Origin of the sequence: Nocardia sp. NPDC060255 (genome assembly GCF_042727395.1) — a bacterium.
Classification (GTDB): domain Bacteria; phylum Actinomycetota; class Actinomycetes; order Mycobacteriales; family Mycobacteriaceae; genus Nocardia.
This window is the reverse complement of record NZ_JBHXAU010000019.1, coordinates 126,103-138,936: the sequence shown is the minus strand read 5'-3', so window position 1 is coordinate 138,936 and position 12,834 is coordinate 126,103. Positions and strand designations below refer to the sequence as shown.

Annotated in this window: 16 protein-coding genes and 1 pseudogene; 14 read left to right on the top strand and 3 right to left on the bottom strand. The window is 68.0% G+C overall.

Features of this window, described 5'->3' with window-relative positions; translation table 11 throughout:
* Positions 1 to 19 precede the first annotated feature (19 nt).
* Genes ACFWF1_RS30075 through ACFWF1_RS30015 form a run of 13 tightly spaced genes read left to right on the top strand, consistent with a single transcriptional unit; the run spans position 20 to position 10,390 of the window.
* The gene (locus ACFWF1_RS30075) at positions 20 to 961 is read left to right on the top strand and encodes a NifU family protein (RefSeq protein WP_379283784.1); all 942 of its coding nucleotides are present in this window, start codon (positions 20 to 22) and stop codon (positions 959 to 961) included.
* Positions 958 to 1,599, top strand: a complete 642-nt coding sequence (locus ACFWF1_RS30070) for a DUF5947 family protein (RefSeq protein ID WP_379283785.1) — start codon at positions 958 to 960, stop codon at positions 1,597 to 1,599. The genes ACFWF1_RS30075 and ACFWF1_RS30070 overlap by 4 nt, the downstream gene beginning before the upstream one ends.
* On the top strand, positions 1,599 to 2,270 hold the full coding sequence (locus ACFWF1_RS30065; protein WP_379283786.1) for a DUF6084 family protein: 672 nt from the start codon (positions 1,599 to 1,601) through the stop codon (positions 2,268 to 2,270). The genes ACFWF1_RS30070 and ACFWF1_RS30065 overlap by 1 nt, the downstream gene beginning before the upstream one ends.
* Positions 2,267 to 3,592, top strand: coding sequence for a hypothetical protein (locus ACFWF1_RS30060; protein ID WP_379283787.1), 1,326 nt, complete (start codon positions 2,267 to 2,269; stop codon positions 3,590 to 3,592). The genes ACFWF1_RS30065 and ACFWF1_RS30060 overlap by 4 nt, the downstream gene beginning before the upstream one ends.
* Before the next feature lie 13 nt (positions 3,593 to 3,605).
* Entirely contained in the window at positions 3,606 to 3,725 is a 120-nt protein-coding gene (locus tag ACFWF1_RS30055) for a DUF6893 family small protein (RefSeq protein WP_379283788.1), read from the top strand.
* A 15-nt stretch (positions 3,726 to 3,740) separates the two neighbouring features.
* Entirely contained in the window at positions 3,741 to 4,067 is a 327-nt protein-coding gene (locus ACFWF1_RS30050; protein ID WP_379283790.1) for a hypothetical protein, read from the top strand.
* Between the two features lies 1 nt (position 4,068).
* Positions 4,069 to 4,578, top strand: coding sequence for a hydrogenase maturation protease (locus tag ACFWF1_RS30045; RefSeq protein ID WP_379283921.1), 510 nt, complete (start codon positions 4,069 to 4,071; stop codon positions 4,576 to 4,578).
* A 3-nt stretch (positions 4,579 to 4,581) separates the two neighbouring features.
* Positions 4,582 to 4,824, top strand: coding sequence for a HypC/HybG/HupF family hydrogenase formation chaperone (locus ACFWF1_RS30040; protein WP_379283792.1), 243 nt, complete (start codon positions 4,582 to 4,584; stop codon positions 4,822 to 4,824).
* The gene (gene hypF, locus ACFWF1_RS30035; RefSeq protein WP_379283793.1) at positions 4,821 to 7,091 is read left to right on the top strand and encodes a carbamoyltransferase HypF; all 2,271 of its coding nucleotides are present in this window, start codon (positions 4,821 to 4,823) and stop codon (positions 7,089 to 7,091) included. Before ACFWF1_RS30040 ends, hypF begins: the two co-directional genes overlap by 4 nt.
* A gap of 16 nt (positions 7,092 to 7,107) precedes the next feature.
* Complete coding sequence (locus ACFWF1_RS30030; RefSeq protein WP_379283794.1) at positions 7,108 to 7,440, top strand: HypC/HybG/HupF family hydrogenase formation chaperone; 333 nt, start codon at positions 7,108 to 7,110, stop codon at positions 7,438 to 7,440.
* Positions 7,437 to 8,549 carry a hydrogenase formation protein HypD gene (gene hypD, locus ACFWF1_RS30025; protein ID WP_379283795.1) on the top strand — a complete coding sequence of 371 codons (1,113 nt, stop codon included), beginning with the start codon at positions 7,437 to 7,439 and terminating at the stop codon, positions 8,547 to 8,549. Before ACFWF1_RS30030 ends, hypD begins: the two co-directional genes overlap by 4 nt.
* Positions 8,542 to 9,621 carry a hydrogenase expression/formation protein HypE gene (gene hypE, locus ACFWF1_RS30020; RefSeq protein WP_379283797.1) on the top strand — a complete coding sequence of 360 codons (1,080 nt, stop codon included), beginning with the start codon at positions 8,542 to 8,544 and terminating at the stop codon, positions 9,619 to 9,621. The genes hypD and hypE overlap by 8 nt, the downstream gene beginning before the upstream one ends.
* 28 nt (positions 9,622 to 9,649) lie before the next feature.
* Positions 9,650 to 10,390: a DUF6390 family protein gene (locus tag ACFWF1_RS30015; protein WP_379283923.1), complete on the top strand. Its 741-nt coding sequence runs from the start codon at positions 9,650 to 9,652 to the stop codon at positions 10,388 to 10,390.
* 154 nt (positions 10,391 to 10,544) lie between these two features.
* Here ACFWF1_RS30015 and ACFWF1_RS30010 read toward each other — a convergent pair whose 3' ends face one another.
* On the bottom strand, positions 10,545 to 11,474 hold the full coding sequence (locus ACFWF1_RS30010; RefSeq protein WP_379283798.1) for an NADP-dependent oxidoreductase: 930 nt from the start codon (positions 11,472 to 11,474) through the stop codon (positions 10,545 to 10,547).
* A 50-nt stretch (positions 11,475 to 11,524) separates the two neighbouring features.
* Here ACFWF1_RS30010 and ACFWF1_RS30005 point away from each other — a divergent pair, with 50 nt between their 5' ends.
* Complete coding sequence (locus ACFWF1_RS30005; protein ID WP_379283799.1) at positions 11,525 to 11,920, top strand: winged helix-turn-helix transcriptional regulator; 396 nt, start codon at positions 11,525 to 11,527, stop codon at positions 11,918 to 11,920.
* Positions 11,921 to 11,940: 20 nt separating this feature from the next.
* Here ACFWF1_RS30005 and ACFWF1_RS30000 read toward each other — a convergent pair whose 3' ends face one another.
* Together ACFWF1_RS30000 and ACFWF1_RS29995 are read right to left on the bottom strand one after the other, a co-directional pair.
* Complete coding sequence (locus ACFWF1_RS30000; protein ID WP_379283800.1) at positions 11,941 to 12,390, bottom strand: pyridoxamine 5'-phosphate oxidase family protein; 450 nt, start codon at positions 12,388 to 12,390, stop codon at positions 11,941 to 11,943.
* A gap of 53 nt (positions 12,391 to 12,443) precedes the next feature.
* A pseudogene (locus tag ACFWF1_RS29995) lies at positions 12,444 to 12,834 on the bottom strand (mannosyltransferase); the annotation flags it as partial.

The window sequence follows — 12,834 nt, the reverse complement described above, 5'->3', positions numbered from 1 at the left end:
GAGCGGAGGGTCGGAGAAGATGACAGTAGACGATCGCCCGGGAGACCAGCCAGACACCGCACTCGACGACGAAACCCGCTGGCGCACAGCGGGGGAACGGATCGAGACCCTGCTGGACGCGAGTTCGGCGGGCGGCGCCATGGCCCGTGAGCGCGCCGAGAACCTGGTGCGCGAGGTCGCGGATCTGTACGGCGCCGGGTTGCAACGGGTGCTCCGGTTACTCGGCAACGACACCGACACGATCGATCGCCTCGTTCGCGACGATCTGGTCGCCAGCCTGCTGCTGGTGCACGGACTGCACCCGCACGACGTGCACACCAGGGTGCGGACGGCACTCGACACCGTGCGGCCCTACCTCGGGTCGCACGGTGGGGACGTGGCGCTGCTCGGCGTCGCCGACGGGGTGGTGCGGCTCGAGCTCTCGGGCAGCTGCAAGACCTGTCCGTCGTCGTCGGTGACGTTGGAGCTGGCGGTCGAGGACGCGGTGCGCGCCGCCGCGCCCGAGATCGTGTCCATCGAAGTGGCGGAAGCGCAGGCGGCGTCGGCGGGTGTGATCGCCGCCGACTCGCTGTTCTCCCGGGTGCACGCCAACGGTCAGCAGTCCGGCCAGCCCGCCGGAAACTGGGTGGCGGTACCGGAACTCGCGGAACTGCAGCCCGGCGAGGTGGGCGGGTTCGATATCGCCGGGCTGATCGTGCTGGCCTGCCGGGTGGGCGACAACCTGTTCGCCTATCGGGATCACTGCCCGGCCTGCGACAACTCGCTGGCCGGGGCCGCGCTGCATCGCCGGGTCGGCTATCCGGTCGGCGACGCGGTGCTGCGCTGTCCGACCTGTCTCGCGCATTTCGACGCGGTGCGGGCCGGCGCGCGGGTGGACGGCGAGGGACATCTCGAACCGCTGCCCGTGCTGGTGCGTTCCGGTGAACTGTCGGTGGCGGTACCGGTGGGGGTGAGTGGGTGACCTCGCCGTTTCGCGCCCTGCAGCGGATCACCGCCGACCGGCCCCCCGTGGTGCCGGTCGGCGAGCGGTGCGAGATGTGCGCCGAGCCGATCTCCGACGAACACCAGCATGTGGTGAATGTCGAAGGCAGACAGTTGATGTGCACCTGCCGCGGGTGCTATCTGCTGTTCACCGATCAGGGCGCCCAGCTGCGCTACCGGGCGGTGCCGGACCGCTATCTGCACTTCCCGGAGTTCACCATCAGCCAGGGGGAGTGGGACGGGCTGGAAATCCCGGTGGGACTTGCCTTCTTCTTCCGCAACTCGGCGCTCGATCGGACCGTCGCGTTCTATCCGGGGCCGGCTGGTGCCACCGAATCCGAACTGCCGCTTGCCGAATGGCAGGTGGTCCTGGATCGGCATCCCGAATTGACCGTGCTGGCACCGGATGTCGAGGCTTTGCTCATCCGGGTCCCCGAGCACGGCACCGGCGATGCCGTGTGCCTGCTGCTGCCGATCGACACCTGTTACGAATTCGTCGGCCGAATGCGCACGCTGTGGCGCGGTTTCGACGGCGGGCAGGATGTGCACGACTACCTCGACGAGTTCTTTGCCGCCGTGTCCGCTCGCGCGAAACCGGCACGACCGGGCGGTGCGTGATGAGTCCGGTCAACTCGATGACCTTCGCGGTACTCGACGTGAAGCCGGAACCCTATGCCGTCGCACCGAATCTGACCGCGCGCATCGGCATAGCGTCGCTCGCCGACGAACCCGTACACGCGATCGCGTTGCGGGCGCAGGTGCGCATCGAACCACACCGTCGTCGTTACTCCGAGGAGGAGGGCGAGGGCCTGGCCGACCTGTTCGGGCCGCGGGAACGCTGGCGCGACACCCAGCGGACCTTTCTCTGGATGCACTGCGCCACCATGATTCGCGGGTTCAGCGGCGGGTCCGAGGTGGATCTGCCGATGCCGGTCACCTACGACTTCGAGGTGACCGGGTCCAAGTATCTGCATGCGCTGCGTGAAGGCAGTGTGCCGTTGATCTTTTTGTTCAGCGGAACTGTATTTCTCAAAGGAACAACGGGTTTCGGGATTCAGCAGATTCCGTGGGACCGCGAGGACAAGTTCGACATGCCGGTGTCGGTCTGGCGCGACGTGATGGCCGCGCACTATCCGAACTCCGGCTGGTTGCGGCTGACCAGGGAGACCCTGGATGCGCTTGCCACCTACAAGTCCGAGCACGGGATGCTCGGGTTCGACGACGCGGTGACCTCGCTGCTGGCGCGTTGTCCGGAAGAGACTCCGTCGACCGGCGAGGCGCCGTCATGACCGCCGAGACCAGGGCCAGAGCGCGTGCCGTCGCCGACGCGGTGCTCTACGAGGGGTACCTGCTGTATCCCTATCGGGCGAGTTCCCGAAAGAACCAGTCGCGCTGGCAGTTCGGCGTGCTCGGACCCGAAGGCGCCGCCGCGAACGGGCTCGGCGAAGAGCCGAGCATGTCGGCGCAATGTCTGATCGACGGGACCACCGGCACGGCGATCACCCTTACGGTCCGGTTCTTGCAGTTGCAGCGGCGTGCGGTCGAGGATCGGGACGGGTCGCGGATCGCGGAGCTGACCGTCGGCACGCGTTCGTGGATCACCTGGGACGAGGCCGTCGAGCGCGAATTCGTCATCGGCCCAGTGCCGCTCGCCGCCGGGACGTGGCCGGTGCGGGTGCCGGGTGGCACCGATATCGAAGACATCACCAACGCGACGGGCAAGGCGGCAGGTCGATTGGTGCGCACCCGCCTCGCGCTGGACGCGCAACTGGAACTCGCCGTCGACCAAGACGCGGGCTACCTCAGGCTCACGGTGCTGCTCCGCAATGCCGGCCCGTCCGCGACGGATCAGCGCGACGCGATCGCCCGCTCGCTGATCGGCGCCCACATCATCGCCGAAGTCACCGACGGACAGTTCATTTCGCTGCTCGAGCCACCCGACGACGCGGCCGACGCCGCCGCCCGCTGCGTGCGCGACCGCTGGTTCCCGGTACTCGCCGGCCCACCCGGCGACCAGAGCCTGCTGCTGATCTCGCCGATCATCCTCTACGACCACCCGGAGATCGCCGAGCAGAGTGACGGTCCACTGTTCGACTCCACCGAGATCGACGAGATCCTCACGCTGCGCGTGATGACGATGACCGACGACGAGAAGGCGCAGGCCCGCGCCACCGATCCGCGGGCGGCCCAGATCATCGACCGCTGCGACGCCATGACACCGGAGTCGATGCAGCAGCTGCACGGCGTGCTGCGCGACCCGCATCTCGGTCAGCCGCAACTGATTCCGGAAATCCCCGAGGGCGTCGACTGGTGGGATCCGCTGGCCGACAACGCCGTTCAACCCGAATTCGACGCGGTATCCATCGCGGGTGTGCGGGTGAGCAAGGGCAGCCGGGTCCGGCTGCACCCCTCCCGGCGGGCCGACGCGCAGGACCTGTTCTTCGACGGCAAGCTCGCCCGCGTCACCTCGGTGCACGAGGACGTCGACGGCCACGCCCACGTCGGCGTCGTCATCGAAGACGACCCGGCGGCGGATCTGCACGAATGGTACGGCCGCTACCTGTATTTCGCGCCGGACGAGATCGAACCACTCATCAGCCCCGAAAAGTAAAGGAAGGTCCGATATGGAGATCGTCGGAATTGTTGCGACCGCGGTTGTCGCGGTGATCGTCCTCGCAGCCGCCTATGTCGGCGTGCGATCGATACCGGATTTGCGGCGGTACCTGAAGATTCGTCACATGTAGCACTGAGGAGATGTCATGACCGACCCTGATCAGCGCGAGGAACCCCAGTCGGAACGGGGCGAGCCGGGCTCGCGAGATACCGGCTCCGACGAGGTAGCGGGCGGGCCCGCGGACCGTCCCTCGGGCGATATCGGACACGAGGAGACGACCTCCGCCGAGGGCGCCGATCCCACGCGGACCGCCGAATTCACCAATGAGACAGCCGGTTCCGATGCCGAGGCACCGATCCCGCCGTACGAAGGCCGCAAAACCGAGGCGAACGACCCGGACGAGACGGCCACCGGCGAAGTCGGCGGCGCGGACGTCGGCGGGGCGACTGCGCCGACCGAGGATCAGGGGTGATCTGACGACGACAGTGCTGGTCGCGGGGATCGGCAACATCTTCCTCGGTGACGACGGATTCGGACCGGAGGTGGTGCGGCGGCTGCCACACCATCCCGACCCCGCGGTGCGCGTGATCGACTACGGCATCCGCGGCATGCATCTCGCCTACGACCTGCTCGACGGGTGGGACGCGCTGATACTGATCGACGCGCTACCGAATCGCGGTGCGCCGGGCCGTATCCGGGTGTTCCAAGCCGAACCGGACAACGCCGGTGCCGCGAATCTCGATGCGCACGCCATGAATCCGGAGGCGGTGTTCGCCAGCGTCCGCGCGCTCGGCGGCACGCTACCGCCGACCTACGTGATCGGCTGCCAGGTCGAGTCCGTGGACGAGGGGATGGGCCTGTCCGAACCTGTTGCCGCCGCGGTGGATACGGCGGTGGCGGCGGTCGTCGAAGTCCTCGCGGATCTGTCGCCGGTGCCGATCGCCGAATCACCCACTCCCGCAGCAGCCCGACAGGAGGAATGACCGATGTGCCTTGGCATTCCCGGCCGCGTCGTCGAAATCCTCGACGGCTACCACAATCAGATCGCGCTGGTCGATGTCCAGGGCGAGAAGCGCAAGGTGAATATCGGTCTGCTGGAGGACGATCCGGCGCGGCCCGGCGACTGGGTGATCATCCACATGGGCTTCGTGATGGAGAAGACCGACGAGGCGGGCGCGGCCGCGGCGCTGGCCGGGTTGCGCATGCTCGGGAGCGGTGACGAACCATGACCGTGCACCGGTCGCGGCGCAAGGTGGTGGTGCGCGGCGTGGTGCAGGGGGTCGGCTTCCGGCCCTTCGTCTACACCACCGCCGCCGAACTGGCGCTGGCCGGCCGGGTATCGAACGACAGCTCCGGTGTGCTCATCGAAATCGAAGGCGCACCAGCCGATCTGGACGAATTCGTGCGCCGGGTACGTGACAGCCCGCCGCCACTGGCGGTGGTCGAATCAGTCGAGCAGCAAACGATCGCGCTGCGCGGCGGCACCGGCTTCCACATCGCCGACACCACCCGCGACGGCGCGGGCCGCACCCTGGCCTCGCCCGACGTCGCCCTCTGCGCCGACTGCGCCCGCGAACTCGCCGACCCCGAAAACCGCCGCCACCGCCACCCGTTCATCAACTGCACCAACTGCGGCCCCCGCTTCACCATCATCGCCACCCTGCCCTACGACCGCCCACAAACCTCGATGGCCGACTTCCCGATGTGCGCCGACTGCGCCCGCGAATACGCCGACCCCGCCAACCGCCGCTTCCACGCCCAGCCGATAGCCTGCCCCCGCTGCGGCCCGACCCTCGCCTATACAGGCCAGGGCGACCCCCTGACCGCCGCCCGAAACCTGTTGCGCGACGGCGGCATTCTCGCCGTCAAAGGCATCGGCGGCTACCACCTCGCCTGCGACGCCACCAACGAATCCGCCGTCGCCGAACTCCGCAAGCGAAAGCGCCGTGGCGACAAGCCTTTCGCGGTCATGGTGCCGGACGTGGACGCTGCCCGCGCGATTGTCGAAGTCGATGCCGCGGCCGCCGCATTACTGACCAGCCCCGCGCGACCGATCGTGCTGCTGGCCCGCCTCGACTCCGCCGGCCCCGCGCCCTCGGTGGCTCCGCGTAACCCCGACTTGGGCGTGATGGTCGCGTATGCCCCGCTGCACCTGCTGCTGTTCGGGTTGCCCGGCGATCCGCCCGGCCCGCAGGTGTTGGTGATGACGTCGGGCAATCTCGGCGGAGAGCCGATCTGCTACGACGACAACGATGCCCGGACTCGCCTCACTGGGCTCGCGGATGGCTGGCTGTCGCACAACCGGCGCATCCTCGTGCCGTGCGATGACTCAGTCGTCCGCCTGGTCGACGGCATCGAACTGCCCGTGCGCCGCTCGCGCGGCTACGCACCGCTGCCTCTCGCCTTGCCCATCCCGATGCCGCCGACGCTGGCGGTCGGCGCGGACCTGAAGAACACCTGCGCGGTGGCCGACGGGCGCTACGCGTGGCTCAGCCAGCACATCGGCGACATGGACGACCTCGCCACCCTGCGGGCCTTCGACGACGCCGAGCACCATCTCGAGCAGCTCACCGGCGTTCGGCCGAGCCAACTCGTCGCCGACGCGCACCCAGGCTATCGCTCCACCGCGTGGGCGCAGCGCAATGCGGGCGACCGCCCGGTGCGCCTGGTGCAACATCATCACGCGCACATCGCCTCGGTGATGGGGGAGCACGGATTGGGCGCGGCGGCAACGGTTCTCGGTATCGCGTTCGACGGCACCGGATTCGGCCCGGACGGCGCGGTGTGGGGCGGTGAGGTGCTCTTGGCCGGTTACAAGGGTTTCCGGCGGCTCGCCCATCTGAAGTACGCCCCGTTGGCGGGCGGTGACGTGAGCGTGCATCGGCCGTATCGGATGGCGCTGGCGCACCTGTGGGCGGCGGGCCTCGACTGGTCGGAGTCGATCCCTTCGGTGCGCGCCTGCCCCGCCGACGAACGTGCCGTGCTGGCCCATCAATTCGAGACCGGCCTCGGCTGCGTGCCGACCTCCAGCATGGGCAGGTTGTTCGACGCGGTGTCGTCGCTGGCCGGCGTCCGGCACGTGGTGGACTACGAGGCGCAGGCGGCGATCGAGCTCGAGGGGCTGGCTCGCGGCGTATCGGACGACGCCGGATACCGGTTCGCGGTGAATGCCGACGAAACCGCCCCCGCACTACTCGACCCGACCCCGGTCCTCGCCGCGGTAGTTGCCGACGCGGCACACGGCGTCCCGGCCGCCGTCATCGGCGCGCGCTTCCACGCTGCGGTGGCGCACCTGATTCTCCAACTGGCGGTGGCCTATTCGGCACCGTCGACCCCCGTCGCCCTCTCCGGCGGCGTCTTCCAGAATGCCCTCCTGCTGACGCGCTCCCGCGCCCTGTTGCAGGACAACGGCTTTCACGTCATCACCCATCGCAGACTGCCGCCCAACGACGGTGGACTCGCGTTCGGGCAACTACTCGCCGTCAGCGCGGGATGAGGAAAGGAGCGCGGCTATGTGTCTGGCAGTACCAGGAAAGGTGCTCGACCTGCAGGAGCGGGACGGCACCCTGATGTCGGTCGTCGACTTCGGCGGCGTGCACAAAGACGTGTGCCTGGAATACATCCCGGACGCGGCGGTCGGCGACTACGTGGTCGTCCATGTCGGCTTCGCGATCCAGCGCCTCGACGAGGAATCGGCGCTGAAGACGCTCGCCGAGTTCGAGCGCCTCGGCGTGCTCAACGAGGAATTCGGCGACGGCTTCGCCCTCGCCGCCAAACAGGCCGGGCTCGCCGACCCGACCGCCGCACCAGCCCCACCACAACCAGTTACCGAGGTGACGCCATGAAGTATCTCGACGAGTTCAGCAATCCGGAACTGGCCGCGAGGCTGCTCGACCAGATCCGCGGCGTGACCACGCGACGCTGGGCCATCATGGAAGTCTGTGGTGGACAAACGCATTCGATCATCCGGCACGGCATCGATCAGCTACTGCCAAACCAGATCGAGATGATCCACGGCCCCGGCTGTCCGGTGTGTGTCACCCCCCTCGAGGTGATCGACAAGGCGTTGGCGATCGCCGCCCGCCCCGGCGTGATCTTCTGCTCGTTCGGCGACATGCTGCGCGTGCCCGGCAGTGCGAAGGATCTGTTCCACGTGAAGAGCGAGGGCGGCGACGTGCGCGTCGTTTACTCGCCGCTGGACGCGCTGAACATCGCGCGGCAGAACCCCGACCGCCAGGTGGTGTTCTTCGGCATCGGCTTCGAAACCACCGCCCCGGCCAACGCGATGACCGTGTATCAGGCGAAACGCCTTGGTATCGACAACTTCTCGCTGCTCGTCTCGCATGTGCTCGTCCCGCCCGCCATCGCGGCGATCATGGAGTCGCCGAGCTGCCGGGTCCAGGCCTTCCTCGCGGCAGGCCACGTCTGCAGCGTGATGGGCACCGAGGAGTACCCGCCGCTCGCCGCGAAATACAAGGTGCCGATGGTGGTTACCGGCTTCGAGCCGCTCGACATCCTGGAAGGCATCCGCCGCACGGTGATTCAGCTGGAGGCGGGCAAACACGAGATGGAGAACGCCTATCCGCGCGCGGTGCAGGCGGCGGGCAACCCGGCCGCACGGGCGATGCTGCGTGACGTCTTCGACGTGACCGACCGGGCCTGGCGCGGGATCGGCATGATCCCGCAGAGCGGATGGAAGCTGTCCGAGCGCTATCAGGACTACGACGCCGAGCTCCGGTACTCCGTCAGCGATATGCACACCGACGAGTCGTCGATCTGCCGCTCCGGCGAGGTATTGCAGGGCCTGATCAAACCGCACGAATGCGCCGCCTTCGGCAAGGAATGCACGCCACGAAACCCGTTGGGCGCCACCATGGTTTCCTCCGAGGGCGCGTGCGCGGCCTACTACCTGTACCGGCGCCTGGATCTGCCCGCGGAGGTGGCTCATGCCTGACGAAACGGTCGTCGCGGGGGCGACCATCGACATGGAGAGCTGGGTCTGCCCGATGCCGCTGCGGGACTCGCCCAACATCGTGATGGGGCACGGCGGCGGCGGCGCGATGTCCGGCGAGCTGATCGAGCACCTCTTCCTGCCCGCCTTCGGTGCGGCCGCGGACGCGGGGCTCGGCGATTCCGCGGTGATCACCCTCGGCGGGGTCCGGCTGGCGTTCTCCACCGACTCGTTCGTGGTGAAGCCACTGATGTTCCCGGGCGGCTCGATCGGCGATCTCGCGGTGAACGGCACGGTCAATGATCTCGCGATGTCGGGCGCGCGCCCGATGGTGCTGTCCACCGCGTTCATCCTGGAGGAGGGCACCGCGCTGGCCGAGATCGCCCAGGTCGCCAAGGCGGTGGGCACGGCGGCGCTCGCGGCGGGCGTCACCCTGGTCACCGGCGACACCAAGGTGGTCGATTCCGGGCACGGCGACGGCATTTTCATCAACACCGCGGGCATCGGCATTGTCGATGACGGTGTCGACATCCGGCCGCAGCGGGCGCGACCCGGTGATGTCGTGATCGTCAGCGGCGATATCGGGGTGCACGGTGTCGCGGTGATGAGCTGCCGCGAAGGCCTCGAATTCGGCACCACCGTGTGCAGCGATACCGCGCCGCTCAACGGCCTGGTCGCCGCGATGCTGGCCACCGGCGCCGACCTGCACGTCTTGCGCGACCCCACCCGAGGTGGCGTGTCGGCCACGCTCAACGAGATCGCGCGGGCCGCGAAAGTCGGTGTGTCACTGGATGAGCGGAAGCTGCCGGTGCCCGCCGCCGTGCGCGACGCGTGCGGACTGCTCGGGCTCGACCCGATGTATGTGGCCAACGAGGGCAAGTTGGTCGCCTTCGTCGCGCCGCAGGAGGCGGACATGGTGCTGGCCGCGATGCGCGAGCATCCGCTCGGCTCCCGCGCCGCCGCCATCGGTGTCTGCGTCGAGGAACATCCCGGCATGGTGGTCGCGCGGACTGCACTCGGCGGCACCCGCGTGGTCGATCTTCCGGCAGGAGAGCAACTGCCCCGGATCTGTTGAGCAGCAAGGTCATCGAAAGGAGTTCACTATCGAGCAGGTCATCAGCGGGACCGAGTTCTTCGCCAGGTACGCCTACGCGCCGAACCGGCTCGGCTACTGCGGACCACCGGAAGCCGTCGCGCTGCGCGGCGGTGCCGAGGCCGACGTGCGCGCGGTGGCCCGGCAGTTCTCCGGCGCGTGGCCGTACCTGCAGGTGATGTCCAGACTGACCGGGATCGCCGACCCACTGGATCACCGCCTCGTCGAATCGTATTGGCTGGGCGGCGGTCTCGGCGCGGACCTCGACCCCGACGCGTTCGCGGCCGAACTGCTCGCCGTCATCGGTCCGATGGCCGGCCACTACTGGACGCATCTGACCGCGGACCTCGCCACCGAGGCCGCCGCCAACCACTGCTTCCACGTGCTCGGCGTGTACCCGTGGACTCGCCTGCTCGGCAAGGGGAAAAGCAATCACCCGCTCCAGGTCCTCGACGGCTGCCGCATCTCCTGGGGCACCGTAATCGACTGCACGGGAACCGATATCACGCTGAGCCGCCGCGAACTAGGGTGGGACGGCCGCGAACTGAGCCTGTCGGCCCCCACACCCCAGCACGCCGAGATCTGGACCGACGGCTACTCGGCCGTCCCTGACCTGACACCCGGCGACCAGGTTGCCGTGCACTGGGGACGACTGTGCGGCCGCTTGGATCCCAACCAGGTCCAAGACCTCGAGACCAGCACCGACCGCCAACTACACGTCACCAACCAGCGACTAGCCGGACCGCAATGATCTCAGGTCGCGCCCTTGCCGACGACATTCATGATCATGGGGAACCTGTGCAGGTGCCCTCTCGACCGATCCCAGCACAGGTTCCCGATGATCTTGGTCGCGGCCACGCGCCGTGTTCCGTTTGATCACGAAACCCTGCCTTCGGTCTACGGGATCAGACTGTGAGGACGAGCTTGCCCTGGAGGTGGCCGGCGTCGAGTAGTCGGTGTGCGTCGGCGACGCGTTCGAACGGGAACGTCTCCTGCACGTGGACGCGGAGTTTGCCCTGTTCGACGAGTTCGACGAGACCACGCAGGGCGACCGGATCGGGGTCGACCGCGATGCCGCTGAACCGCAGACCGCTCGCCGCGAACTTGGCGGCGAGCTCCGAATCCTCCTCGGCGACCGCCGTGACCAGATGCCCTCCGGGGCGGAGCACGCCGAGCGACCGCTCGACGGTGTCGCCGCCGATCGTGTCGAACACGACGTCGACCTCTCGGACCACATCGGCGAAATCGACTGTCGTGTAGTCGATCACCTCATCGGCGCCGAAACCCTCGACGAACTCCCGCTTGCTCCTGCTGGAGGTCGTGATCACCTGCGCACCAAGGGCTTTCGCGATTTGGATCGCGACATGGCCGACCCCGCCACCACCGCCGTGGACCAGGACGCGGTCGCCCTCCGTCACGCCGCCGAGGTCTACGAGGCCCTGCCACGCCGTCAGCCCGACGACCGGCAACGCCGACGCCTCGACGTGCGAGAGCGCGGCCGGCTTGCGCGCCAGGTGCAATGCCGGAGCAGACACGAACTCCGCGTACGCGTTCGCCGCCCGCGGGAAAAGTGGCATCCCGAACACCTCGTCGCCGGGCCTGAACCGCCATGTCTGCGGCGCCTCCTCGACCACGCCGCTGATGTCCCAGCCGAGGACGAACGGTGGCCGGCCGAGCAGTGGGAATTCGCCTGCGCGCAGTCGCGCCTCCAGCGGGTTCAGCCCGATCGCCTTGACACGGACGAGAACTTCGGTCGGCATGGGCTGGGGCGCGGGCGCGTCCACGATGGTGAGTACCTCGGGACCGCCGAGCTGCTGCTGGGTAATGATTCGCATGACAACCCAGGCTATTTTTCCCATAGGAACCCGCAGGTACCTTTGGCGCCATGAGCGGTTTCGGTCCCAGCGATGTCTTTCTCGCCGATTGCCCGGCGCGCCTGGCGGTCGAATTGATCGCAGACAAGTGGACGGTGGTCGTGCTCTACGGCCTCAGCGAAGGCCCGGTGCGCCATGGTGAGCTGATCGAATTGATCGGTGGCATCTCCCGCAAGATGCTCACTCAGACGCTTCGACGGCTCGAGTCGCACGGACTGGTCCGCCGCCACGCGTATGCCGAGGTACCGCCCCGCGTCGAGTACGAGCTCACCCCGCTCGGAGCGACGCTGATCGATCCGATCCACATACTGACCGAGTGGGCGAGGGCGAACGGCGACGCGGTCCTCGATGCGCTCGACGCTGGCGCGGACCGGTCGCCGACTGAGTCAGGCGCCCAGTCGTTTTGACGACTGGGCGTCCTACGTGCTCAACGGCGTTTGGTCACCTGCACGCCGTGGCCGGGCCGCCACACCTCGACGACCAGTAGTTGTTGTTCCTGGTCCACACTGGTCAGGACTGCGGCATTCAGGTCGAGGCGGAATGCGTGATCTTCGCCCGCTGGGTCTGCGCCGACTGCCTCGCGTGCGGCTGGATCGGTGAGTTCGATTGCGGTGCCGGATATCTTGGCGTCACCGTCGGACGGGTGGGCGTGGATCGCGCAGCGGCCGTCGCGTTGGAGGTCGCGGGCTTTCCTTGCGCCGGGCATGGAGCCGAAGGTGAGGTCCGGGTCGTGGAAGGCGACTTCGGAACCGCTCACCCGGGGCGAGCCGTCGCGGCGAATCGTTGCCAGCACATGACTCTCGTGTAGCTGGAATCGTCGCTTCACCTCCGCTGCCAACTGCGGAGCCTCGTTCTCGAATTCGCGCCAGGTAGCCACGATCTCTACCTTCTCACGACCCACCGACATGTTTCGGTGGGTCGTGAGATCTGTCAGTGCGGCGTCGTCAGGTCGTACACCGCGACGTTGCCGATGTGGACCGAATTGAAGTGGGCGGCAACCCAATCGGCGATCTCCTTGTTGCCGGACGGCCGCCACAGTCCATTGCTCTTCGGCTGACCCGGTTCGGTGAGGACTCCCGGCTGGTCGGCGACTTTCCAGGAGTCGGGCAGCTGCACTTCCTGGGCGAGGTAGTACGTCACCTGGTGGGTGCTGACGAGTTTCTGGAAGTCGGGGAGGGTCGGCACCGGGTCGTCGGACGTGAAGCCGCCGATGGCGTTCACCGGGGTGCGACTGTCGAGTTCCAGGATCGGGGCGGTGGAGGAGCGGTCGAGCGCCGGCGCCGAGGTGGTGGGGGTGTTGGGGAGCTGCTGGGTGACCTGC